Below are 23,091 nucleotides of genomic sequence, written 5' to 3'. Positions count from 1 at the left end.
GGCGGCCCCTCACCACGGCTGGCCGTCGTAGTCCCCCGGGTTCTGCTCGTAGTACCGCTCGCGGTCCTGGTCGCGCTGCTGCTCCTGCCGGCTCTGCTCGCCCTGCTCCTGCAGCTGCTCCAGGGGCGTCTGGCCGCCGGCTCCGCCCTCGCCCTCCTCCCCGTCGCCGGGCGCGGGCTCGCTCCCGTCGCCTCCGCCCGGGTCGCCGTCGCCCGGCTCGCCCTGGGCCTGCTGCTCCTTCTCGCCGAGGCGACCCTCCGCCTGGTCGAGCGGCTCGGAGGTGTCGGGCTGCTGCGGGTCCTCCGGGGGCCGGAAGCAGCCCTCGGGCGCCTCCTTGATCGTCGTCAGGCCCAGTGCGTAGAGCGCCTCGGCGTCCGCGTAGCGCAGCTCCAGGAGCGCGGCGTCGCCCTGCGCCTCGATGGTCAGCACGAGGTCGGTGCGGATCACGCAGGAGACCGTGTCGTCGTCGGGGGCGAGGTCGAGGGCGGTGACGAACTCCTGCCGCGCCACGTCCAGCACGCCGATCTGCGCGTACGCCGTGCCCCGGTCGAAGTGGTGCACCCAGGGCTCGACGACGTTGGCGACGCCCAGCGGCCCGGTCAGCGACGCGGCCCGCTCGAAGTCACGGGCGCCGTATGCCTGCTGCGTGAGCGCGGCGGCGATCGGGAGCGACAGCAGCTTGACCGCGACGAGGAGGACGACCACGGCGACCGGAGCCGACCACAGGAGGAGGCGACGACGCAGACGGCGCCGGTACTCCTCGACCGTCAGGGCCGGGACGGCGACGCGGGCACGCGCGACCTCGTCGACCGGGGGCGGGGGCAGGGTGTCGGTCACGGACGGGCTCCGGTCGTGGGTCGGCGGGCGTCGGAGGCGCGGGGCGGCCGGTCGGAGCCGGCGGCGCCCCCGGGCCGGGGAGGCCGGGCGGGCCTGACCTCCGCCAGGGCGCGGGCGACCTGGAGGGCGTCGACGAGCACGAGCAGGAAGAGCGGCACCGCGGCGATCCAGTACAGGTCGGTCACGGTCTCGGACCGGGTCGCGTCCGAGGCGACGCTGCCCGAGCGCACGTCGGCGACGACGGAGTCGACGCTCGTGCCCGCCGAGCGGTGCTCGTACGGCACACCGAGCTGTTCGGCGACGGTGCGGAGCGCGTCCTCGTCGATGCGCGAGATCGCCTCGGGCTCCCCCGGCCGGGTCCGGTCGAGGATGTACTCGTCGCTGCTGTACTCGTCGCCGTACCCGTCGAACACCTTCATCGGCCCGCCGTCGGCGGTGCCGTAGCCGAGCACGGCTCCCCCGTCGACGTCGCCGGCCGCCTCGGCGAAGGACTCGGGCTCGTCGCCCGAGGTCTGCTCGCCGTCGCCCAGGTAGTAGACGACGTTCGCCCGTGCCGGGTCGGCGTCGCGGGCCTCGGCCAGGCGCTCGGCGAGCAGCTGGTTCGCCTCGCTGATCGAGCTGCCCCGGGAGTACGTCGTGATCTCCTGGTTCATGACCCGGCCGCCGACACCACGGCGGCCGCGTCGTCGGTGAGGGGCGTGCGCAGCACCGCGGTGCTGTCGAAGCTGATCAGCGAGAACCTCGCCCCGGCGAGCTGCTCCGCGACGGCGGCCACGTCGGCGCGGACCCCCGTCAGCCGCGGCTCGCCGTCGCCCCAGTCCTCCGCCGCGATGCTGGAGGTGGTGTCGACGACGAAGAAGACGTTGACCTGCGCGACCGACGCCTCGGCCGAGCCTCCCGGCAGGCCGGGCCGGGCTGCCACGACGAGGAGCAGCGCCACGACGCCGAGGCGCCGAGCCCAGGCCCGGGCGAGCCGCCGGTTCGACCGCTCCGAGACGAGCCGCCAGGCGGTGAAGCCGAGCAGGGCGACGCCGACGACGGCGAGCAGCCACCAGGGCAGCACGGGCTGGAGGACGACGGCCCGGGCGACCCCCGTCGAGGCGGTGACCAGCGCCTCCCCCGTGCCGACCGCGCTCACAGTGCCGACCGCGCTCACAGCCGCACCCGCCAGAGCAGGAGGAACGCGCCCGCGACGCCCAGCAGGGCCGCGATGACGAGCCCCTGGGGCTGGTCGGTGACGACGAGCCGGCGCGTGCCCGTGAACAGCCCGGCCTCCCGCTCGTCGATGGCGTCGATCACCGCGGAGACCGTGTCGTCGTCGCTCAGGGCGTAGTAGGCCCCGCCGGTGTCGACGGCCACCTGCTCGAGCTCCCCCGCCACCTCGTCGGCGACGGCGTCGGACGAGTAGTCGGCCGGGTTCAGCGCGTAGACGCGCACGTCGCGCTCGGTGGCGAGCTCGCCCGCCTCGGCGAGGGTCACCAGGGCCTGGCCGTTGACGTAGTTGTCGGTGGCCAGCACGACCGACTTGGGCCGGGTGCTCTCGCTGCCGCCGTCGAAGCCCAGCACGCACGACGCGAGGCCATCGCCGATCAGCGAAGCCCCCTCGCCGAGGTCGGTGCCCGACCAGTACCGCGTGCCGTCCTCGCCGAGGGAGTCGAAGGAGGCGCCGTAGCGCTGGAGCTGCTCGGTCACGAAGTCGTAGTCGTCGGTGAGCGGGAAGGCCGTGACGGCAGAGCTGTCGAAGAGGGTCAGGCCGATCCGCTCGCCGTCGAGCCCCTGGGCCAGCTGGGCGAACGTCTCGACGATCTGGGCGTCGACCTCGGTCATCGAGCCGGAGACGTCGAGGCACAGCACGATGTCGCGCTTGTAGGACGGCGGCTCGACCACCTGGGTCGACGAGGGGCGGGCGGCGAGCAGCGCGCCGACGCCGCCCAGGGCGACCAGAACGACGAGCGCGGCCACGAGCAGCGCGCGGTACCGGCGCACCAGCCGTCGGTACACCGGCAGCTCGGTGAGGCGCTCGCTGTGCGCGACGGGCGTGCCGAGGCGACGGAGGCGACCGCGCTCGCGACGGAGGCGACGCACGGTGAGCCAGACCGCGGCTCCCGCGACGACGAGGGCCACGAGGGGCACCCACCAGAAGATCAGGCCCACGAGGTGATCACCTCCCGTGCCGTGGCGACGGCGTGACGCGCGTCGCCCGGGTGCGCCGGCCGGAAGGCGGGCGGGTAGTACTCCTCGACCGCGCCGGTGAGCTGCGGGAGGTCGGACTCGCGCAGGTCGGCCAGCGTCATCACGTGGGTGTCGACCCCGGCGGTCTCGTGGGCGAAGGAGCGCAGCAGGAGGCTCAGCCGGCCGTGCACGGCACGGTCGTCGAGCCTGCCCGCCGCGGCCGCGGCCTCGACCTCGTCGACCAGGCCGAGGTACCGGGCCCGGACGCTCGGGAGGTCGACGGCGGCCGCCCGGCGGGCGGCACGCTCGGCCGGCGGCAGGCGTCGTGCCGAGAACCGCACCACGAACACCCACCACCCGACGACCAGCGCCAGGAGCAGGAGGCCGAGCGCGAGCCAGAGCCCCCACCACTGGTACTGGTAGGGGCCGAAGAAGCCGTCATCGTCGAGCACGGCGGTGCTTCTCGATCAGGGCCGAGAGACCGGGGACGACCTGCGACTGGGCGGTGAGGCGCACGCTGCTGATGCCGAGGGCCTGCAGCTGCCGCTCGGCGTCGCCGACCCGCCGCTCGGACGAGGCGTCGAAGGCGACCCGCAGGGCTCCGTTCTCGCGGAGGTACGCGGGCAGCCCCGACGCCTCCTGGACGTCGTAGAGGTCGCGCGCGTGGCCCGTGCGGCTCATCAGGTCGGCGTCGCCGACGGTGAGCCAGAGGATCTCGTGCTGCGCACGGAGCCGGCGCAGGAGCTTCTCGAGCGCCTCGTCGACCACGACGTCGTCGGCGACCACGAGCAGCATCGACCGCCGACGCACGCCCCGCGCGACCCAGGAGAGGACCCCGTGCAGGTCGCTGCGGGGCGCCTCGAGGCTCACCCGCTCGTCGACGCGTCGCAGCAGCATCTCGAGGTGGGCGTCGGTCGACCCGGCGGGGTGGGCCCGCGTGCCCGACTCGTCACCCGCGACGAGGCTGACGACGTCGCCGTGCTGCGCGGCGATGTAGCCCAGGGCCCCGGCCGCCATCACCGCGATGTCTTTCTTGGTCTCGCCGCCGGCCGCGGTGGCGGCCATGTTGCGACCCGTGTCGACGACCAGCACCAGGTGACGGCGACGGCTCGCGATGTAGCGCTTGACGAGGGGCTCGCCGTGGCGCGCGGTGGCCTTCCAGTCGATGTCGCGCACCTCGTCGCCCGGGACGTACGCCCGCAGGTCGTCGAAGTCGTGGCTGCGCCCGTGGTGCACCGAGGCGTAGCCGCCCTCGAGCAGGTCGAGGGTGCGTCGGTGGGCGAACAGCGACATCTTCGTGCGCACCCGGAGCAGCAGGCCCGGCACGGCGTCAGGGGGTCTGCACGGCGCCGAAGACGGCGTCGATGACGGTCTCGGGCCGCACGTCGTCGGCGGCGGCCTCGTAGCCGAGGATGACCCGGTGGCGCAGCACGCCGTGGCGCAGGTGCTTGACGTCTTCCGGGATGACGTAGTCGCGGCCGTGGAGGAGGGCGAGGGCCCGCGCGCCCTGGACGAACGCGATGCTGGCCCGCGGGCTGGCGCCGAACTCGACGTAGTCGGCCAGCCCGGCCGGCAGGTACTGCTGCGGGTGACGCGTGACGTAGACGAGCTGGACGACGTAGTTGACGATCGACGCGTCGACGTAGACCCGCTTCGCCAGCTCCTGCAGGAAGACGACGTCGTCGAGCGTCACCCCGGTCGGCTCGTCGGCCCGGCCCTCGTCGTAGACGCCGGCCTCGATGCGGCGGATGACCTCCGCCTCCTCGGCGGGGCTCGGGTAGTCGAGCACCTCCTTCAGGAGGAACCGGTCGAGCTGCGCCTCGGGCAGCTGGTAGGTGCCCTCCTGCTCGATCGGGTTCTGCGTCGCCAGGACGAGGAAGGGGCGGGGCAGCGCGTAGACGCGGCCGCCGATGCTCGTCTGGCGCTCCTGCATCGCCTCGAGCATCGCGCTCTGGGTCTTGGCGCTCGAGCGGTTGATCTCGTCGAGCAGGACGAAGTTGCTGTGCACGGGGCCCAGCTGGGTCACGAACGTCGACTTCTGGGCGTCGTAGATCTGCGTGCCCGTGATGTCGCTCGGCAGCAGGTCGGGCGTGCACTGGATGCGCGTGAAGCTGGCCTGGACCGCCGACGACAGGGTCTGAGCCGCCGTGGTCTTCGCGAGCCCCGGGACGCTCTCGAGCAGGACGTGCCCGCCCGTGATCAGGGCGATCAGCAGGGTGTCGCGCAGGGCCGTCTGGCCGACGACCTTGCGGGAGAAGGCCTCGGAGACCGTGCCGAGCACCCGGTGCGCGCGCTCCATCTCGGCCGGGCTGATCGGACCGGCTGCCGCCGCGGCGGGCTGGGGAGTCGTCGTCGTGTCGGTCACGCGCTCCACTGTAGACCGGACGTCCGTCAGGGCAGACCCCGCCGGGACCCCCCGTCAGCGTCGCAGCGCGCGACGGGCGAGGGCGTTGCCGGCGAACTGGACGAGCTGCACCAGGACGATGATCAGCAGCACGGCCGCCCAGGTCACGACCGGGTCGAACTGTCGGTAGCCGTAGAGGAGGGCGAAGGCCCCGAGCCCGCCGCCTCCCACGTAGCCGGCGACCGCCGACATGTCGACCAGCGCGACGAAGACGAAGGTGTAGCCCAGGATCAACGGCCCCAGCGCCTCCGGCAGGATGACGCTGCCGATGATGCGGAACGGCCCGGCGCCCGCGGCCCTCGCGGCCTCGACCACGCCGGGCTGCACGGTCAGCAGGTTCTGCTCGACGATGCGGGAGATGGCGAACGACGCCGCGAGCGAGAGCGTGAAGATGATCGCCGTGTTGCCGACGCCGGTGCCGAGCACGGCCCGGGCGAGGGGCTGGGCCGCCGCGAGGAAGATGATGAACGGGATCGGCCGGAAGACGTTGACGACGACGTTCAGCACGCTGAAGACGGGCCGGTTGGCGAAGAGGGCCCCGGCCCGCGTGAGGTACAGCGCGAGCCCGAGGAGGAGGCCGCCCAGGCCGCCCAGCAGGAGGGTGAGGGCGACGATGTAGACGGTCTCGTAGGCCGCCTGCCAGAGCAGCGGCTGGAGCTGGAGGAGGGAGTCCACGGGTCAGAGGCCCTTCTGCGTCGTGACGGCGGCGGGCGGGAGGAGCTCCGAGGCCGCGGGGCCGAGCTCACGGACGGCGGCCTCCACGGCCCCGTCGTCGCCCGCCAGGGCGAGGGTCAGGGTGCCGAAGGTCCGGCCGGCGATCTCGTCGATGCCGCCGAAGACGATCTCGAAGGCGACGCCGTGCCGGGCCAGGACCCCGAACACGTGCTGCTGGTCGACCCCGCCCTCGGAGACCCTGACGGTCACGAGCCGACCGGGGTGGCGCCGGCGGAGTGCCGCGAGCTCGTCGCCCTCGGGGCTGCCCGCGACGACCGTCGACACGAAGCGGCGGGTGGAGGCCTCGCGGGGCTCGCTGAAGACCTGGAAGGTGGGGCCCAGCTCGACCACCTTGCCGGAGTCCATCACGGCCACCCGGTCGGCGATGGACTTGATGACGTCCATCTCGTGGGTGATGACGACGATCGTGATGCCGAGCTCGGCGTTGACCCGACGGAGGAGCCCCAGCACCTCCTGCGTCGTCTCGGGGTCGAGGGCGCTCGTCGCCTCGTCGGCGAGGAGGATGCGCGGCGACGTGGCGAGGGCGCGGGCGATGCCCACGCGCTGCTTCTGCCCGCCGGAGAGCTGGTCGGGCCTGACGTGGGCCTTGTCGGCGAGGCCGACGAAGTGCAGCAGGTCGCTGATCCGCCGCTGGTGCTCAGCCTTCGGCACCCCGGCGGCCCGCAGCGGGAACTCCACGTTGCCCCAGACCGTCTTGGACGAGAAGAGGTTGAACTGCTGGAAGATCATGCCGATGCCGGCCCGCACCCGGCGCAGCTCGCGCTCGGGGAGCCCGGTGACGGGTGCCCCGTCGATCTCGATGCGCCCGCTGGTCGTCAGCTCGAGGGCGTTGATCAGTCGGACCAGCGTGCTCTTGCCGGCCCCGGAGTAGCCGATGATGCCGAAGATCTCGCCGTCCGCGATCTCGAGGCTCACGCCGTCGACGGCGGTGAGCGGCGCGCCGCCCTTCTCTCGGGGCGGGTAGGTCTTCACGACGTCGGTCAGGGTGATGGCGGGCATGGTTCTCCTCGTCGGGGGCGGGACGGCCCGACCCGTGCACCAGGGTGGCACACGGGTCGGGCGGGGCAGGTCGGGCCGGGCGTCAGCCGTTCTGCTCGACGAGCTCCTTCGTCTCGTCCAGCGACGACTCGAGGTCGGCGACCGGCACCTTGACCGTGACGGCGGTGCCGCCCGAGTTCTCGACGACGCCGTCGGTCACGGCCTTGGTGTCCTGGTAGATCTGCACGAGCTTCTTCAGCGTCGGGTCGTCGGCGTCGTCGGCACGGGCCGCGAACACGTTGACGTAGGGCAGCGCGGCGGGGTCGCTCGGGTCGTCCTGAGCGATCACGTCGTCGGTCGACAGGCCGGCCTTCGTCGCGTACTCGTTGTTGATGATGGCCCCGGCGAAGTCGGGCAGCGACGTCGCGGCCAGGTCGGCGGCGACCGTCGTGACCTTGACGGTGGACTTCGACTCGTCGATGTCGTCCACCCCGGAGAAGATGTCGCCGCCGTCCTTCAGCGTGATGAGGCCGTTCGACTGGAGCACGAGCAGCGACCGGGCGAGGTTGCTGGCGTCGTCGGGGACGGCGACGGTGTCGCCGGGCTGGAAGTCGTCCACCGACGTGTACTCCTGCGAGTACAGGGGCAGCGGGTAGATCGCCGTCGAGCCGATCGGCACGAGGTCCGCGTCGGCCGCGACGTCGTACTGGGCCAGGTAGACGATGTGCTGGAACTGGTTGAGGTCGAGCTCGCCCTCGGTGAGCGCCGGGTTGGGCTGCTCGTAGCTGGAGAAGTCGACCAGGTCGACCGTGATGCCCTCCTCCGCCGCGGCGTCGGTGAAGGTCTTCCAGTACGGGTCGCTCGCGCCGACGACCCCGATGCGCACGGTCTCCCCCGCGGCGCCGGAGCCGCCTCGGCCGGCGACGGCCACGCCGATCCCGATCGCGGCGGCGATCACGACGACGGCGACGACGATGATCGCGATGAGTCGACCGGGGCCCTTCTTCGGGGCGTCGATCAGGGGCGTGGCGCTGGACATGTGTCTCCTCGGTGTTCTCTGCGGCGACGAGCCGACTGCGGTGGCCGACCCGGGTCGGCGCTCGCTCGGGCGTCCCCTCCATGGTGGAGGCTGCGCGGAGCGGGGGCGCGCGGGCGCGTCACACGACGACACATGCGTCGCGGCGCCCGGGCCGGACATGGGGGAGGCGCGGTGCGAGCTGTCACTCGCACCGCGCCTCCCGCGGGTGTGGCGGCCTCGGCCGCCGGATGGCCGTCAGACCGTCAGGACCTGGGGCGAGCCCACCTCGCCCGGGGGCATCTCGGCGGCGAGGCGGTTGGCCTCCTCGATCAGGGTCTGGACGATCTCGGCCTCGGGGACGGTCTTGATGACCTCGCCCTTGACGAAGATCTGGCCCTTGCCGTTGCCGGAGGCGACGCCCAGGTCGGCCTCGCGGGCCTCGCCGGGGCCGTTCACGACACAGCCCATGACAGCGACGCGCAGGGGCACGGTCATCCCCTCGAGGCCGTCGGTGACGTCGTTCGCGAGCTTGTAGACATCGACCTGGGCGCGGCCGCAGCTCGGGCAGCTGACGATCTCGAGCTTGCGCTCGCGCAGGTTCAGCGACTGGAGGATCTGCAGGCCGACCTTGACCTCCTGCGCGGGCGGGGCGCTGAGGCTGACGCGGATCGTGTCGCCGATGCCCTCGCCGAGGAGGATGCCGAAGGCGGTCGCCGACTTGATGGTTCCCTGGAACTCGGGGCCGGCCTCGGTGACGCCGAGGTGCAGCGGCCAGTCGCCGCGCTCGGCGAGCTGGCGGTAGGCCTTGACCATGATGACCGGGTCGTTGTGCTTGACCGAGATCTTGAAGTCGTGGAAGTCGTGCTCCTCGAACAGCGAGGCCTCCCAGACGGCGGACTCGACGAGCGCCTCCGGCGTGGCCTTGCCGTACTTCTGGAGCAGGCTGGGCTCGAGCGACCCGGCGTTGACGCCGATGCGGATGGAGACGCCCGCGGCCTTGGCGGCCGCCGCGATCTTGCCGACCTGGTCGTCGAACTTGCGGATGTTGCCGGGGTTGACCCGGACGGCCGCGCAGCCGGCGTCGATCGCCTGGAACACGTAGTTCGGCTGGAAGTGGATGTCGGCGATCACCGGGATCTGGCTCTTCTTGGCGATGATCGGCAGCGCCTCGGCGTCGTCGCGGCTGGGCACGGCCACCCGGACGATGTCGCAGCCGGAGGCGGTGAGCTCGGCGATCTGCTGGAGGGTCGCGTTGATGTTCGGGGTGGGCGTGGTCGTCATCGACTGGACGCTGACGGGAGCGTCTCCTCCGACGAGGACCTTGCCGACCTTGATCTGCCGCGACTTGCGTCGCGGGGCAAGGGTCTCTGGGACCTTCGGCATTCCGAGATTGACTGCAGGCACGGACCACATGCTAGCCCCGCGGGCTGAGCGCCGAGTGGACCCGCCGTCAGCCGAACAGCTTGATCGGGTTGACGATGTCGGCGTAGGTGAGCAGCAGGCTCATGCCGCCCAGCACGATGACGACCGCGAAGGTCAGCGGGATCACCTTCGCCGTGTCGACGGGGCCCGGGTCGGGCCGGCGGAGGAGCTTCGCGGCGGCCCGGCGGACGGCCTCGATGAGGGCCCCGGCGACGTGGCCGCCGTCGAGCGGCATCAGGGGCACCAGGTTGAAGACGAAGAGGGCGACGTTGAGGCTCGCGAGCAGGCTGACGAGGTAGGCCGCCCGGTCGACGACGGGGATGCTGTCGAGGCTGACGATCTCGCCGGCCATGCGGCCGACCCCGACGACGCTGACCGGGCCGTTCGCGTCGCGCTCGCCGCCGCCGAAGGCGGCCTGGGCGACGTCGACCATCCGCTGCGGGAGGTGCAGGACGACGTTGGCCACCCGGGCGACCGTGTCGCCGACCGCGGGCAGGACGGCCGTGACGGGCTGGCGCACGTTCTCGGTGGCGAAGCCGATGCCGACGAACCCCACCTCCTGCGTGCGCGGGGCGCCGTCGGCGTCCGTGACGACGGCTCCGGCGTCGTCGGTGACCTCGCGCTCGGTGAGCACCGGGGTGACCTGGAGGGTCTGCTCGGCCCCGTCGCGCTCGACCACGACGTCGAGGGTCTGGTCGGGCGCGGCGCGCAGGGTGCTCGTGACCTGGTCTCCGTCGGTCATGGCGACGCCGTCGATCGACACGATCCGGTCGCCGTTCTGCATCCCCGCGGCGAAGGCGGGAGCCGGGGTCGCCCCCGCGGGGCAGCTGGTCTCGGTCGAGCCCGCCGGCAGGACGCACTCGTTCACGAAGCCCACGGTCGAGCTCGACTGGGCCGTGCCGAAGCCGCAGAGCAGGACGGCGAACAGGGCGACGGCGATGAGGAGGTTCATCAGCGGGCCGCCCAGCATGATGATGATCCGCTTGTAGACGGGGAGGCGGTAGAAGGTGCGCTGCTCCTCCCCCTCGTCGATCGTCTCGGCGCTGGCGGTGCGGGCGTCCTGCACGAGGGTCTGGAAGAAGCCGGTGCTCGCCGTGCGCGAGCCGCCGGCGGCGCTCGGCGGGTACATGCCCGACATCGAGATGTAGCCGCCGAGCGGCAGCGCCTTGAGGCCGTACTCGGTCTCGCCGCGACGACGCGAGAAGATGGTGGGCCCGAAGCCGATCATGTACTGGCCGACCTTGACCCCGAACTTCTTCGCCGGCACGAGGTGGCCCACCTCGTGCAGCGCGATCGACGCGCCGAGCCCGATCACCATGATCAGGATGCCGAGCACGTACAGCAGGATCGTTTCCACCGGCTCAGGGTAGCTGCCCGGACCAGGGGGCGAGGTGCGCCCCGGCCCTGGCGACGCTGTGAACGCCGGACCCACGGGGGCCGTCACCCCAGGTCTGGGGGCGGGCGCCCGACCGCGGTCGCCGGCGGGCGGGCTGCGTCAGCCGGCGAGCAGCGCGTCGGCCTCCGCACGGGCCCAGCGCTCCGCCTCGAGGACCCCCTCGAGCGTCGCGGTGCCGGAGTCGTGGCGGTCGACGACCTCGCGGACCGTGTCGAGGATGCCGAGGTAGCCCACCCGGCCCTCGTGGAAGGCCAGGACGGCCTGCTCGTTGGCGGCGTTGAAGACGGCCGGCACCGTGCCGCCGGCCCGGCCGACCTGCTTCGCGAGGTCGACCGACGGGAAGGCCTCGGTGTCGAGCGGCTCGAAGGTCCAGGTGGAGGCGGTGGTCCAGTCCAGCGGACGCCCCACCCCCGGCACGCGGTCGGGCCACGCGAGGCCGAGCGAGATGGGCAGGCGCATGTCGGGCGGCGACGCCTGGGCGATCGTGGAGCCGTCGACGAACTCGACCATGGAGTGCACGATCGACTGCGGGTGGACGGTGACGTCGATCCGGTCGTAGTCGACGTCGAAGAGGAGGTGCGCCTCGATGACCTCGAGCCCCTTGTTGACCAGGGTCGAGGAGTTCGTGGTGACCACGAGGCCCATGTCCCAGGTGGGGTGCGCGAGGGCCTCACGCGGGGTGACGTCGGCGAGCTCGGCCCGGGTGCGACCCCGGAACGGACCGCCGGAGGCGGTGAGCACGAGGCGTCGGACCTCGCGCTCCGCCCCCGACCGGAGCGCCTGCGCGATGGCCGAGTGCTCGGAGTCGACGGGCACGATCTGGCCCGGCCGGGCGCGCTCCCGCACGAGGTCGCCGCCGACGATGAGGCTCTCCTTGTTGGCCAGGGCGAGGGTCGCACCCGACTCGAGGGCCGCGAGGGTGGGGCCGAGGCCGACGCTGCCGGTGATGCCGTTGAGGACGACGTCCGTCGCGACGTCGCGGACGAGCGACACGGACTCGTCGGTGCCGAGCGCGACGTGCTCGACCCCGAACTCGGCCGCCTGCCGCTCGACCAGCTCGCGGTTGCTGCCGGCCGACAGCCCCACCACCTCGAAGAGGTCGGGGTTGGCCCGGACCACGTCGAGCGCCTGGACGCCGATGGAGCCGGTGGAGCCGAGGATCGTGACGCGACGCATGCCAGCAGCCTAGGGCCCGCGGGCGGGCGCCGGCACGGGCGCGGCCCGGCCCGGCCCGCTGCCGGGCGTCGACTCGAGGCGGGCTACGCGACCGCGAGCACGTCGATGACGAAGACGAGCGTGTCGCCGGGCTCGATGCCGGCCGAGGCCTGGCCGGCCTCCCCGTAGCCCTCCGCCGGCGGCACGACGACGAGCACCTGCGACCCGACGGTCTGGCCGATCATCGCGGAGGCGAACCCGCTGACGACCTGCTGGGTCGAGAACGTCGCGAGGGTCCCGCTCCCCCAGCTCTCGTCGAAGACCTCGCCGGTGCGCCAGTTCACGCCCTGGTACTGGACGGTGACGTTGGCCGGGTCGGGCACGACCGGGCCGTCGCCGACCTTGAGGACCTCCACCTGCAGGTCCGTGGGCGGGTCGCCCTCGGGGAGGGTGACCGTCGGGCGGCCGTCGTCGGCGAGCTCGACCGTGGGGAAGCCGGGCTGCGCCTCCTGGTCGACGCCCGTCGCCCGGGTCGGGACGACCGCGAAGGTGTCGACCACGATGACGGCGGCGGCGTTGGGCGGGTCGGTGCCCTCGGTGCTCGGCTGCATGTCGGCCGCGGAGGCGACGGTGACCGTGCGGCCCCCGGCCTGCGCACAGAGAAGGGCGCCCTCGAGGCCCGGCACGTAGTAGTCGGCGCTGATGGTGAGCTGCTCGCCGGTGCCGCTCTCGTAGCCGGCTGAGTTGACGAGGTCGCCGGTCGTGGCGTCGAACACCGTGATCGCCACGCGGACGACGTCGCCCGTGCCCGTGCGCTCCCCGGTGCCCTCCGTGACGACCGTCTGCTGGCTGGTCGAGACGTCGACCGGCCCGCTCAGGGCGATGGTCGGCTGCGTGCCGACGTCGCCCGACACCTCGACCGACTCGGACGCCGAGCCCGACGGCAGGCAGTTACGGGCCGCCGCGGTCGCCGTGCCGGAGGCCGCGCCGTCGGACGGCGCCGGCTCGCCGCCGCCCGTGCAGCCGACGAGCCCCGCCGCGACGAGCGGCAGGACGGCGGCCGCGAGGAGGCGCGGGAGACGGCGCACGTGGGTCACGTCAGCCGACGGCGAGGATGTCGATGACGAAGACGAGGTCGTCCGTGCCGCCGATGCCGGCCTGCGGCTGGCCGGACGCGCCGTAGCCGTCGGCCGGGGGGATCACGACGACCGTCTGGGAGCCGACGGTCTGCCCCACCATGCCCTGGGCGAAGCCCGTGATGACCTGCGTGGTGGCGAAGGTCGCCGGGGCACCGCGCGACCAGCTCTCGTCGAAGACCTCGCCGGTCGTCCAGTTGACGCCCTGGTACTGGACCGTGACGGTGTCGCCGTCGGCGACGACCGCGCCGTCGCCCTTCTTGAGCACCTCGACCTGCGTCTCGGTGGGCGCCGTCGTGTCGGGGATCGTGACGGTCGGCCGGCCGTCGGCGTCGAGCTCGACGGTCGGGAAGCCCGGGGTGGGCTCCTGGTCGGCGCCCGTGGCGCGCTGGGGGACGTCGCTCGCGCCGGAGCTCGACGAGCTCGACGGCGAGGACGTGTCGGCGGGGGCGGCCCCGTCGTCGCCGGCGCACGCGGCGAGCGCGAGCACGAGGGCGGGGACGGCCAGGAGGGACAGGGAGCGGCGCATGGTGATCTCTCGGTCGAGGCGGTGGGGGCCGGTCGTCGACGACGCTCGGCGCAGACCATTGTGCCGCACGACGTCGAGGTGTCTGCTGGGCGTCGTGCCCGGGGTCAGGAGGCGCGGACGAGGGTGGTGGGCTCGTGCCCGACCGGGAACGCGACGGAGGCGGCGATGAAGCACTTGCGGGAGGCCTCCGCGTGCAGCCGGGTCGCGGCCTCGACCATGCTCTCGTCCGTCACGGTCACGCGGGGCCGCAGGGTCGCCGAGGTGAAGCGGCCTCCCCCGTCGGCGGTCTGCGTCATGCTGCCCTCCGCGGCGTCCGAGTAGGCGACGACGACGACACCCGCGGCGGCGGCGACGTGGAGGTAGCTGAGCAGGTGGCACTCGGCCAGCGCGGCGAGCAGGAGCTCCTCCGGGTTCCAGCGGTCGGCGTCGCCGTGGAAGGTGCGGTCGGCGGAGCCTTCCAAGTCGTGCCGCTTGCCCGCGGCGGAGATCAGCGCGTCGCGCCCGTAGCTGCGGTACGACGTCGTGCCGACGCCGCGGTCGCCCGTCCAGGTGAGGTCGACGGCGTAGTGGTGGTCGAGCACGGGGACCTCCGGGGATCGGTGGCGGGCACGCCCCCGTCGGTGGCCGGGGGCGTCGGTATGCTCCCCATCATGACCGACCACCGTGCCCCCGCGCCCGTCTCCGCCCCCCGCCGCCCGCTCACGGCGGAGGGCAGCCGCGAGCTGGCCGTGCTCGTGCGCTCCGGGCTGGAGGAGAGCCGGCACCTCGGCGCGGCCGTCGTCGTCGACCACGACGGCGCCGTGCTCCGGGAGGTGGGCGACGGCGGCGCCTCGATCTACCCGCGCTCGTGCCTCAAGCCCCTGCAGGCGCTCACCGTGCTGCGGTCGGGCGTCGAGCTGCCGGGCTCCCAGGCGGCGATCGCGACGGCGAGCCACGCCGGCACCCAGGAGCACCTCGCCCTGGCCGCGAGCGTGCTCGCCCGCTCCGCCAGCGGCGAGGACGACCTGCTCTGCCCGCCCGACTGGCCCGGCGACCGGGCGAGCGCCCGGCGCGCCGACGGCAGCCGACGGCTCGCCATGAACTGCTCGGGCAAGCACGCCTCGTTCCTCCTCGCCTGTGCCGAGAACGGCTGGGACCCGGCGACCTACGTCGACCTGGACCACCCGCTGCAGCGTGCCGTGCGGGAGACCGTGGCCGAGTACACCGGCGAGGTCGTCGACCACGCGGGCATCGACGGCTGCGGCGCCCCGGTGTTCGCGACGACCGTGACGGGGCTCGCGCGCTCCGTCGCCCGGGTCGCCGGCTCGGTGTCGCCCGGCCGCCGGGCGGGCGACCCCGAGGCCGCTCGGCTCGTCGACGCCGTGTTCGCCGACGCCTGGGCCATCGACGGCCCCGGCCGCGCCAACACCGTCACGGTCGACGAGCTCGGCGTCTTCGCGAAGCTCGGGGCCGAGGGCGTCATGGTGATGGGCACGCCGGACGGCGTGGGCGTCGCCGTCAAGGTGCTGGACGGCAACGTGCGCGCGGGGACGCTCGTCGCGCTGCACCTCCTCGTCGCCGAGGGCGCGGTGGACGCCGACGCGGCACGTCGCGTCGTCGACGCGACCCTGGAGCCCGTCCTCGGCGGAGGCGTCGTCGTCGGCGGCATCGAGGTGAGCCCCGAGCTCGTCGCCGCGGGGCGCTGACGACGCCCCAGCCCCCCGCGAACGGCTCGACTCGGGCACCGTCACCGCCGCCCCGGGTCCACGTCGTCGTGCACGGAGATGCTCGACACGTGGACGGGGACGTCGCACGCACGCCCGTCCCGGCGCGTCACCGTCGCCGTGCCGTCCCGAGCGACGACCAGCACGCAGGCGGCCGGTGCCCGGCCCGGGGCGCCCTCGCCGACGACGGTCACCGCGTCGACCGGGCTGCCCTGGGCTCGGAGCTGCAGCCGGAAGCCCGCGGCGACCCCGCGGACGAGCACGGCGGGGCCGTGGACGTCGACGCCGCCTCGGGCGTCGACGCAGAGCGGGCCTCGGGCGATCGTCGCGGCTCCCCGAGCCGGGGCACGTCGCCCCGCGGTGACCGGGTCGTCGCCGAGCACCGCCACACTCGCGTCGACCTCCCCCGTGCCGAGGACGAGCCAGGCCGCGCCGCGGGGGCCCCGGGGCGCGAGGGACCGGAGGCCTCCGCGACGACGCACGAGCTCCGCGAGCGCCGCCGAGTCCGGGAACTCGGCCGAGAGGTCGTCGGCCACGACCGCGAGCTGTCTCGTGACCGCGACCAGCGCCTCCCCGTGCTCCCGCGCGGCTCGACGTGACCGTGGCCTCCGGCCTCGGAGGGCCCCCGGCGCCGTCGTGCCGACCCAGGAGGCGGCCGCGGCGGCGGCGACGCTCCAGGACCGCGCCCCGCCGGTGGTCAGCACGACCGCCGCCACCCCGGCGGCGACCAGGGCGGCGTCCCGGCAGAGGGCGGCGCGGGGCGCCCGCGGCTCCCCGGGCGACGGGACGTCGGGGGCCAGGGCCTGGGGAGCACGGGGAGGCGGGGGCATGGTCGAGGAGACCACGTCGCGCCTCCTTCGCGGGAGGCACATGCCGGCGCCGGGGGACGGACGGGCGCGCCGTCAGCTGGGGAGGGAGCTCAGCTGACCACGAAGAACTGCTCGCCGATCTCGACGCGCGTGCCCCGGGCGACGCGCACGCGCGTGCCGGGCTCCACCCGACGGGCGGGCTGGTCGAGCGGCCGGACGACGGTGCCGTTGCCCGACCACCGGTCGCTGATCCACAGCGCCCCGAACTCCTGCCCGAACTCCAGGTGCGTCTTGGAGACGGACTTGCCGGGGTCGACGATGCGCACCAGCTGGTCGAAGCGCTCTCCCGGCTGCGGCGCGGGCGAGCGGCCGAGCAGGCCCGAGCCGTCGACGGTCACGCTCTCACCGGTGCTGAACTGGAGGAGGTAGGGGGTGCCGACGGGGCCCCGCCGCACGAGCCGGGTGGCGTCGACGTCGTCGTCGTCGGACGGCCGGAGCTGGGGAGGCAGCGGCGAGGGCCGCCACGGCGAGGCCTCGGGCGAGGGCGGGGCCGGGGGCACGACGGGGGCGGGGACCGAGGGGGGCGTCACCGGGCGGGGCGAGGGCTCCACGGGCGGCTCGACGGGCTCAGGTCCGCGGGGCTCAGGGTCGCTGGGCTCAGGGTCGCGGGGCTCAGGGTCGCGGGGCGCGGGCTCGACGGGCGCCGGCCCGACCCGCGCGTCGGACGCCGCCGTCGTCGGCGGCGTCCAGCTGGGCGGCAGGGGCACGATCGGCCCGGTGAACGACAGGGCGACGGACTGCACGACGGCGCCGCACTCGGGGCAGAAGATGTCGTCCTCGTGGAGGGCCGCCCCGCAGTGGGTGCAGTGCTCGACGACGGCCGAGCGCCCCGGCTCGACCAGGGGCACGGGGGCGACGGGTGCCGTGTCGCCCGCCACGGGGGCGAACGGGACGGGCTCACGGAGGGGGACGGGCGTCGACGCCGGCTCGGGCTCGGCGGCCGACGCGCCGTCGGCGTCGTCGGCCCCGGGCGTCACGTCGACGTCCTGGTCGAGCTCGGCAGGGTCGCCCTGGTCCGACGCACCGTCGGCGCCGTCGGTTCCGGTGTCGGTGCCGGTGCCGGTGCCGGTGCCGGTGCCGGTGCCGGTGCCGGCGTCGGCGTCGGGCGTCGACGGGCCGGGCGCGTCGAGCGGGTGCGCGTCGGCCCCGGAGGCGCGGTCGGTCTCGGAGACCTCATCGGTCTCGGAGGCCTCGTCGACCCCGGACGCGTCGTCGGTCTCGACGACCTCGCCGTCGCCCGGCTCCGCGTCGACGGCGTCCGGTGAGAGGGCGCCATCGGCGGTGGGCTCGGCCTCCCCGGCCTCCGCCTCCGAGCTCGGACGCGACTCCTGCTCGACGGGGCGGGGGTCGTCGGCGACGTCGTCACGGACGCCGTCCGGCTCCCCCGCGGCCTCCGGCACGGGAGCCAGGGACGCCGTCCAGAGCGGTGCCGACGTGGGGCGGGGCGCGTCGTCGTCGTCGGCACCGGGGACGCGCAGCGGCGCAGGCCGGACGGCGGGGGCCGGCACGGGGGCAGGCGCCGGGGCGGGGACGACCGGCGGGGTCGGTGCGGCAGCCTCCGCACGCCCTGCATCGGGCTCGCCGCGGGCGTCGTCGGGCTCGGCGGTCACGGGAGGGCCCGCCTCGGCTGCGGTCGGGAGGGGCCGGACGGGCTGCCCGGACCACGCCGGCGGCACGGTCGGAGCCCGGCGCTCGCGCACCCACCAGGGCTCCTGCTCGCCCGGGAGCGGACGGTCGGGCTGCTCGAGCCGCCAGGACGGCGTCTCGGCGTCCGGCGTCGGCCCCGCCTCGGCGGCACGACGCGCGGCCTCGGCCTCCTCCGCCCGGCGGGCCGCCTGCACGTCCGCACTCGTGACGGCCCGACCGCACTCGCCGCAGAACATGGCTCCGACGGGGAGGGGGCTTGCGCAGGTGGGGCAGTGCATCGTGGAGGTTCCTCTAGCGCTCGGGACGTGTCCGGCCATGGTATCGACGGAGCGAGCGGAGCGAGACCGCCGCCTTGACCCGCTGCCACCGGGTGAGGCCCTCGCCGAGCGACCGGCGGAGGTCCTCGACGACGGCCCAGACGCGGTCGGCGTCCTCCTCGGGCGGGGCGGACGGACCGAAGACCGCGCGGTCGGCCACGCGGGCCAGCACCGCCGTCCGCGCTCCCCCCACCCGGGCAGCGACCTCGCTGCGGGTCGCCGCCGGCGGCGTGTCGACGCCGTGGTCGACCACGGCGTCCTCGAACTCCCGCCAGCCGCCGGTGATCCGGGCCGCGGCCGACGCCGCCCTCCGGCGACGTCGACGACGGCGGACCTTCAGCGCGACCACGGCCAGGAACGGCGCCGCCACGATCCCCGCGACGACGGCGAGCCACCCGGCGACCGTGACGACGACGAGGAGCGCCGCGAGCCACTCCGGGGGCGTGTCGGCGTCCTCCTGCGCCGTCTGGGGCGGGGCCTGGTCGTCGCGGACCTGCGGGTCCTGCGGCGGCGGCTGCACGACCGACTCCGGGCGGGAGACCCGGCTCGGGTCCTGCAGCTGCTCCTCGGGGACGGGGCGCTCCTCCGGGTTCGGGTCGAGGGCGACCCAGCCGAACTGGGCGGTGTCGACCTCGATCCAGGCCGTGACGTCGCCGCCGGTCACCGTGACCGCTCCCCGGTCGTCGACGGGCGCCTCCTCGCTGGGCACGAAGCCCATGACCACGCGGGCCGGGAAGCCGAGCTGGTCGGCCATCAGGGCGGCCGCGGTCGCGTACTGCTCACCGTCGCCGACCATGACCGGGTCCGTGAACAGCTGGGCGATGCGGTCCGCCCCGTGGCCCGACCGGCTGGCCGGCTCGTCGGCGGACACGCCGTGGCTCACGTAGCCCTGCGTCCGGAGGCCCTCGAGGGCGGCCCGGAGCTGGGCGCCCGGCCCCGTGACTCCCTCGACGTAGCCGTCCAGGGCCGTGCTCAGCTCGTCGGGGACGGCCCGGGGCGCCGGGACGGCGTCGGTGCCGGGCGTCAGACCGTCGAGGTCTCCCCCGGACGGCTGCCGGGGCAGGACGGCCTGGAGGCTGTAGGCGTCGCCCTCGGAGACTCCCCCGACGACGGCGGCCGTGCTCGTCACGTCGTTGTAGTAGAACCGCTCCCGTCGTGCGGCGGCGGTCGGACCCGAGAAGGCGACGTCGCGGAGCGCCCCCACGGTCGGCAGCCAGATGCCGTCGTAGGAGCCGACGTCGACCGACACGCTGGTCGGCGCGCCCACGACGGCGGACTGGTCGACGGTGGACGGGACGAGGTCGAAGGTGCCGGACGCGCTCGACACCGAGCCGCTGCCGACCGTGTACGAGACGCCGTCGTAGGTGTCGAGGGTCGCGAGGCGCAGCAGCTGCCCGGTCGCCAGGCCCCTGACGCGGAAGACCTCGTCGTCGACGAGCGGCTCCTGCTCGTAGGCACGGAACCGCGTCAGGGGGCTCACCTCGTCGCGGGGGTCGAACGGCTGGGCCACGAGCGAGCGGGCCACCACCCGGTCGCTCGGGGACGGCAGGAGGGCCACGGCCCCGACGGCGGTGGAGGCGGCGACGACGAGGGTCAGGACGGTGCCCGCGACGGCGCGGCCCGCGACGGTCCCGTGCCCGTGGCCCGCCGAGCTCGCCGGGCGGCTCCCCGCGAGGGCGTCGACGGCCAGGCGACGACGGCGGAGGCGCCACCAGACGAACCAGGCCACGCACGTCGCCAGCAGCGCGAGCCCGGCCACCCGCGGCAGGAACGCGTCCTGCGGCCCCAGCACGATGCCGGCCAGGTGGACGACGACGGGGCCCGCGATCGCGAGCTCGCCGCGTCGGGTGCGGAGCGCCACGGAGGTCCCGACGACCGAGACGACGAGCAGCAGCACGAACAGCGGCACGAGCAGCGCCTCGTAGCTGCCCACGGGCAACGAGATCGTCAGCAGCTGCTTCCAGCCGAGGGCGGTGCCGACGACCAGCTGGCGGAGGCCGTCGAGGGTGGGCAGGACGCCCCAGAGCGCGCCGGAGGGAACGGCGAGGGGGACGCCGAGCACGAGGTACGCCGCCACCGTGACCAGGAGGACCGCGAAGCTGGAGAGGCGCAGGACGGCTCCGGCGACGCCGACCAGCGTGCCGACGAGCACCGTCGCCACGACGGTGACGATGAACTCCGCGCCCTGGTAGACGGGCCAGAACGGCAGCACGGCGACGAGGGTGGCCAGCCCGAGCAGCACGCACGCGAGGGAGACGAAGGAGGCGCGGAGCCGCGGTCGGCGGACGCGCACCCGCAGGTCGCCGGCCCGCCGGCGCTCCCCCAGGTCGACCGCCGTCACGTCGCGGCCGCCCGGGCGAGGGAGAGCGCCAGGTCGTCGAGGTACCCCACCGTCAGCACCGTCAGGTCGGCGACCCGCACCATGCCCGGGACCGACTCCGGGTCGCAGACGACGGCGACGGCCTCGACGCCGAGCGGGAACTGCAGGGCGGCGGCCCGCATCTCGGTCAGCGTCGTGCTCGACCCCACCACGAGGAAGGCGACGCTCACGCCCGGCACCTGGGTGCTCGACACGCGTGCCACGTCGTCGATCCGCAGCGCCGACTCGTCACGCTCCACGACGGCGAGGTCGTCGAGGAGGCGGTTGCGGGTCAGCGTGCTGAGCTCCCGCACGGCGAGGACCTTGCGCTTGGCGAACTCCGGCGTGCGCTCGCCCACCACCACGCTGACCTCGCGGGCGTCGCGGATCGCCCGGACCCCCAGGGAGCCGGTGACGCTGACGGCCAGCTCGAACTCGTCGTCGCCGGCGAAGTCGTCGCGGGCGACGCTGAGGGCGATGACGACGTGGCTCCGACGGCTCTCCTCGAACTGGCGGACCATGTAGGTGCCGGTCTTGGCGGTCGACCGCCAGTGGATGTTCCGTCGCTCGTCGCCCGGCTGGTACTCCCGCAGGGCGTGGAACGAGATGTCGCTCGGGCTGAGGTCCCTCGTGGGGTTCCCCTCGAGGTCACGGATGAGGCCGGTGCTCGAGCTCGCGATGCCGATCGTCCGCGGGTGCACGAAGAGCTCGGTCACGCCCGTCCACTCCAGCTCGCGCCGCACGAGGCCGACGGCGTCGCCCCGGACCGTGCGGACCGGGCCGACCCGGACGACCCCGCGACGCGTGGTCGGTACGGAGAACGTCTCGGTGAGCGACTCCCCCGCCCGCAGCCCGGGCAGGCCCAGCTCGGCCAGGCCGACGCCGACGGGCACCTCGACGGAGACCCCGAGGAGCCGCCGGCGGGTGGGGTTCTGCACCGTGACCGACCCCGACGCGTCGTCGCCGACGGCCACCCGCTCGTGCGGGAGGTGGAGCTCGACCGTGAAGGCGTTCCTCCCGATCAGGTACACCGCCGCGACGAGGAGCATGACGACCGCGGCCCAGCCGATCACCAGGAGCTCCTGCCAGCCGAGCACGAGGCCGGCCGCCAGGCCGACGGGCGCGGCGACGAGCATCGCCCAGCCGACGGGCGTGACGACGCCCGAGACGACGGTGACCCCGCGCGAGGTCACGCGGCGCACGCCGCGGGCGACCCGGACGACCAGCACGAGGCCGTCGGCCACGGGGCCGGTGCGGTCGCCGACGAGCCGGGTGCGGGCGTTCGTCAGCCCGCGCGTGCCGGTGGCGAACGACGCGTCGACGCCCCCTCGGGCGACCTGGCCGCCCCGGGTGCGGCTGCGCTCCCGCGCGGCGACGGAGCCGCGCGAGGCCCCGACGGGTCCCCCTGCGTCCTCGTTCACACGGCGACCCTCTCCGCGGGCGGGGGCGTCTCGATGAGGAGCTGGCTGACGACGCTCGACGCCGTGACGCCGTCGAACTCCGCCTCCGGGTCGAGCACGAGGCGGTGAGCCAGGACCGGCTCGGCGAGCACCTTGACGTCGTCGGGCGTCACGTAGTGCCGGCCCAGCGAGGCTGCGTAGGTCTTCGCGCAGCGCACGAGCGACAGGGCGCCGCGGACGCTGACGCCCAGCCGCACCTCCTGCGCCGTGCGGGTCGCCTCGACGAGGCGGGCGACGTAGTCGTTGATGGTCGACTCGACGTGCACCGTGCGGGCGAGACGGGCCATCTCGACGACGACGCCGGCCTGGACCACCGGCGAGATCGACCCCTCGTGGACCCGAGTCGCGGAGCCCTCGAGGATCCGCACGGTGGCCGCGTGGTCGGGGTAGCCGATCGAGGTCTTCATGACGAAGCGGTCGAGCTGCGCCTCCGGGAGGCGATAGGTGCCCGCCTGCTCGACGGGGTTCTGGGTCGCGATGACCATGAAGGGCGAACCGACGTCGTGGCTGATCCCGTCGACGGTGACCCGCGACTCCTCCATGACCTCGAGCAGGGCCGACTGCGTCTTCGGGCTCGCCCGGTTGATCTCGTCGGCGAGCACGATGTTGGCGAAGACGGGCCCGCGGTGGAACTCGAACTCGCCCTTCTTCTGGTCGTAGATGCTGACGCCGGTGATGTCGCCGGGCAGGAGGTCGGGCGTGAACTGGACCCGGCTGCTCGTGCCCTGCACCGTCTGCGCGACCGCCCGGGCCAGCGACGTCTTGCCCGTGCCCGGGAAGTCCTCGAGGAGGAGGTGGCCCTCGCTGAGCAGGGCGGTGAAGGAGAGCCTGACGACGAACGACTTGCCGAGGAGGACCTGGTCGACGTTGGCCACGAGGCGGCCGAAGATGTCGGAGAACCAGGTCGCCTGCTCGGGGGTCATGCTCATTCTGCTGTCGTCTCTCTGGTCTGCG

At 74.4% G+C, this 23,091-nt stretch carries 22 protein-coding genes; 1 reads left to right on the top strand and 21 read right to left on the bottom strand.

Annotated elements, in window-relative coordinates; genetic code table 11:
• Window positions 1-9: 9 nt before the first annotated feature.
• From IFT45_RS06440 to IFT45_RS17060, 16 genes are all read right to left on the bottom strand, one after another.
• Window positions 10-837 (bottom strand): hypothetical protein, encoded by an 828-nt coding sequence (locus IFT45_RS06440; RefSeq protein WP_192127255.1) that lies wholly within the window; start codon window positions 835-837, stop codon window positions 10-12.
• Window positions 834-1,490 carry a hypothetical protein gene (locus IFT45_RS06435; RefSeq protein ID WP_192127253.1) on the bottom strand — a complete coding sequence of 219 codons (657 nt, stop codon included), beginning with the start codon at window positions 1,488-1,490 and terminating at the stop codon, window positions 834-836. Before IFT45_RS06435 ends, IFT45_RS06440 begins: the two co-directional genes overlap by 4 nt.
• A complete protein-coding gene (locus IFT45_RS06430; RefSeq protein WP_192127251.1) occupies window positions 1,487-1,993 on the bottom strand; it encodes a VWA domain-containing protein in 507 nt (168 codons plus the stop codon). Before IFT45_RS06430 ends, IFT45_RS06435 begins: the two co-directional genes overlap by 4 nt.
• Window positions 1,990-2,991 carry a VWA domain-containing protein gene (locus IFT45_RS06425; RefSeq protein ID WP_192127249.1) on the bottom strand — a complete coding sequence of 334 codons (1,002 nt, stop codon included), beginning with the start codon at window positions 2,989-2,991 and terminating at the stop codon, window positions 1,990-1,992. The genes IFT45_RS06430 and IFT45_RS06425 overlap by 4 nt, the downstream gene beginning before the upstream one ends.
• Complete coding sequence (locus IFT45_RS06420; RefSeq protein WP_056054026.1) at window positions 2,982-3,461, bottom strand: hypothetical protein; 480 nt, start codon at window positions 3,459-3,461, stop codon at window positions 2,982-2,984. Before IFT45_RS06420 ends, IFT45_RS06425 begins: the two co-directional genes overlap by 10 nt.
• Entirely contained in the window at window positions 3,448-4,335 is an 888-nt protein-coding gene (locus IFT45_RS06415; protein WP_156369916.1) for a DUF58 domain-containing protein, read from the bottom strand. The genes IFT45_RS06420 and IFT45_RS06415 overlap by 14 nt, the downstream gene beginning before the upstream one ends.
• 4 nt (window positions 4,336-4,339) lie before the next feature.
• Window positions 4,340-5,308: a MoxR family ATPase gene (locus IFT45_RS06410; RefSeq protein ID WP_056055824.1), complete on the bottom strand. Its 969-nt coding sequence runs from the start codon at window positions 5,306-5,308 to the stop codon at window positions 4,340-4,342.
• A 120-nt stretch (window positions 5,309-5,428) separates the two neighbouring features.
• Window positions 5,429-6,088, bottom strand: a complete 660-nt coding sequence (locus IFT45_RS06405) for a methionine ABC transporter permease (RefSeq protein ID WP_056054022.1) — start codon at window positions 6,086-6,088, stop codon at window positions 5,429-5,431.
• A 3-nt stretch (window positions 6,089-6,091) separates the two neighbouring features.
• Entirely contained in the window at window positions 6,092-7,147 is a 1,056-nt protein-coding gene (locus IFT45_RS06400; protein ID WP_056054017.1) for a methionine ABC transporter ATP-binding protein, read from the bottom strand.
• A gap of 82 nt (window positions 7,148-7,229) precedes the next feature.
• Complete coding sequence (locus IFT45_RS06395) at window positions 7,230-8,165, bottom strand: MetQ/NlpA family ABC transporter substrate-binding protein (protein ID WP_192127248.1); 936 nt, start codon at window positions 8,163-8,165, stop codon at window positions 7,230-7,232.
• 234 nt (window positions 8,166-8,399) lie between these two features.
• Window positions 8,400-9,548, bottom strand: a complete 1,149-nt coding sequence (ispG, locus tag IFT45_RS06390; RefSeq protein ID WP_185232272.1) for a flavodoxin-dependent (E)-4-hydroxy-3-methylbut-2-enyl-diphosphate synthase — start codon at window positions 9,546-9,548, stop codon at window positions 8,400-8,402.
• A 46-nt stretch (window positions 9,549-9,594) separates the two neighbouring features.
• Complete coding sequence (locus IFT45_RS06385; protein WP_371810890.1) at window positions 9,595-10,923, bottom strand: RIP metalloprotease; 1,329 nt, start codon at window positions 10,921-10,923, stop codon at window positions 9,595-9,597.
• A gap of 138 nt (window positions 10,924-11,061) precedes the next feature.
• Window positions 11,062-12,138, bottom strand: coding sequence for a 1-deoxy-D-xylulose-5-phosphate reductoisomerase (gene dxr / locus IFT45_RS06380; RefSeq protein ID WP_192127246.1), 1,077 nt, complete (start codon window positions 12,136-12,138; stop codon window positions 11,062-11,064).
• Window positions 12,139-12,221: 83 nt separating this feature from the next.
• A complete protein-coding gene (locus IFT45_RS17775; protein WP_192127244.1) occupies window positions 12,222-13,205 on the bottom strand; it encodes an FKBP-type peptidyl-prolyl cis-trans isomerase in 984 nt (327 codons plus the stop codon).
• Window positions 13,206-13,215: 10 nt separating this feature from the next.
• Window positions 13,216-13,782 (bottom strand): FKBP-type peptidyl-prolyl cis-trans isomerase, encoded by a 567-nt coding sequence (locus IFT45_RS06370; RefSeq protein ID WP_082514444.1) that lies wholly within the window; start codon window positions 13,780-13,782, stop codon window positions 13,216-13,218.
• A gap of 104 nt (window positions 13,783-13,886) precedes the next feature.
• Window positions 13,887-14,363, bottom strand: a complete 477-nt coding sequence (locus IFT45_RS17060; protein ID WP_192127242.1) for an OsmC family protein — start codon at window positions 14,361-14,363, stop codon at window positions 13,887-13,889.
• A gap of 69 nt (window positions 14,364-14,432) precedes the next feature.
• Here IFT45_RS17060 and IFT45_RS06360 point away from each other — a divergent pair, with 69 nt between their 5' ends.
• Entirely contained in the window at window positions 14,433-15,467 is a 1,035-nt protein-coding gene (locus IFT45_RS06360) for an asparaginase (RefSeq protein ID WP_192127239.1), read from the top strand.
• Between the two features lie 41 nt (window positions 15,468-15,508).
• Here IFT45_RS06360 and IFT45_RS06355 read toward each other — a convergent pair whose 3' ends face one another.
• The 5 genes from IFT45_RS06355 to IFT45_RS06335 all read right to left on the bottom strand — a co-directional run bounded on the left by IFT45_RS06355 (window position 15,509) and on the right by IFT45_RS06335 (window position 23,066).
• Window positions 15,509-16,330 (bottom strand): hypothetical protein, encoded by an 822-nt coding sequence (locus IFT45_RS06355; protein WP_192127237.1) that lies wholly within the window; start codon window positions 16,328-16,330, stop codon window positions 15,509-15,511.
• Window positions 16,331-16,404: 74 nt separating this feature from the next.
• Window positions 16,405-18,195 (bottom strand): FHA domain-containing protein, encoded by a 1,791-nt coding sequence (locus IFT45_RS06350; protein WP_192127235.1) that lies wholly within the window; start codon window positions 18,193-18,195, stop codon window positions 16,405-16,407.
• A 97-nt stretch (window positions 18,196-18,292) separates the two neighbouring features.
• The gene (locus IFT45_RS06345; protein WP_192127233.1) at window positions 18,293-20,659 is read right to left on the bottom strand and encodes a transglutaminaseTgpA domain-containing protein; all 2,367 of its coding nucleotides are present in this window, start codon (window positions 20,657-20,659) and stop codon (window positions 18,293-18,295) included.
• The gene (locus IFT45_RS06340; protein ID WP_192127231.1) at window positions 20,656-22,098 is read right to left on the bottom strand and encodes a DUF58 domain-containing protein; all 1,443 of its coding nucleotides are present in this window, start codon (window positions 22,096-22,098) and stop codon (window positions 20,656-20,658) included. The genes IFT45_RS06345 and IFT45_RS06340 overlap by 4 nt, the downstream gene beginning before the upstream one ends.
• Window positions 22,095-23,066 (bottom strand): MoxR family ATPase, encoded by a 972-nt coding sequence (locus IFT45_RS06335; protein WP_056053982.1) that lies wholly within the window; start codon window positions 23,064-23,066, stop codon window positions 22,095-22,097. The genes IFT45_RS06340 and IFT45_RS06335 overlap by 4 nt, the downstream gene beginning before the upstream one ends.
• Window positions 23,067-23,091: the final 25 nt, after the last annotated feature.

The organism is Frigoribacterium sp. CFBP 13707, from assembly GCF_014842245.1.
In the GTDB taxonomy this organism is placed as follows: domain Bacteria; phylum Actinomycetota; class Actinomycetes; order Actinomycetales; family Microbacteriaceae; genus Frigoribacterium; species Frigoribacterium endophyticum.
This window is presented reverse-complemented; position numbering and strand designations above follow the sequence as displayed.

Bases quoted from the DNA above. Each gene is read 5' to 3' on its own strand.
- IFT45_RS06435 (WP_192127253.1), bottom strand. From the start codon at position 1,490: ATGAACCAGGAGATCACGACGTACTCCCGGGGCAGCTCGATCAGCGAG.
- IFT45_RS06410 (WP_056055824.1), bottom strand. From the start codon at position 5,308: ATGGAGCGCGCGCACCGGGTGCTCGGCACGGTCTCCGAGGCCTTCTCC.
- IFT45_RS06400 (WP_056054017.1), bottom strand. From the start codon at position 7,147: ATGCCCGCCATCACCCTGACCGACGTCGTGAAGACCTACCCGCCCCGA.
- IFT45_RS06395 (WP_192127248.1), bottom strand. From the start codon at position 8,165: ATGTCCAGCGCCACGCCCCTGATCGACGCCCCGAAGAAGGGCCCCGGT.
- dxr (WP_192127246.1), bottom strand. From the start codon at position 12,138: ATGCGTCGCGTCACGATCCTCGGCTCCACCGGCTCCATCGGCGTCCAG.
- IFT45_RS06370 (WP_082514444.1), bottom strand. From the start codon at position 13,782: ATGCGCCGCTCCCTGTCCCTCCTGGCCGTCCCCGCCCTCGTGCTCGCG.
- IFT45_RS06360 (WP_192127239.1), top strand. From the start codon at position 14,433: ATGACCGACCACCGTGCCCCCGCGCCCGTCTCCGCCCCCCGCCGCCCG.
- IFT45_RS06335 (WP_056053982.1), bottom strand. From the start codon at position 23,066: ATGAGCATGACCCCCGAGCAGGCGACCTGGTTCTCCGACATCTTCGGC.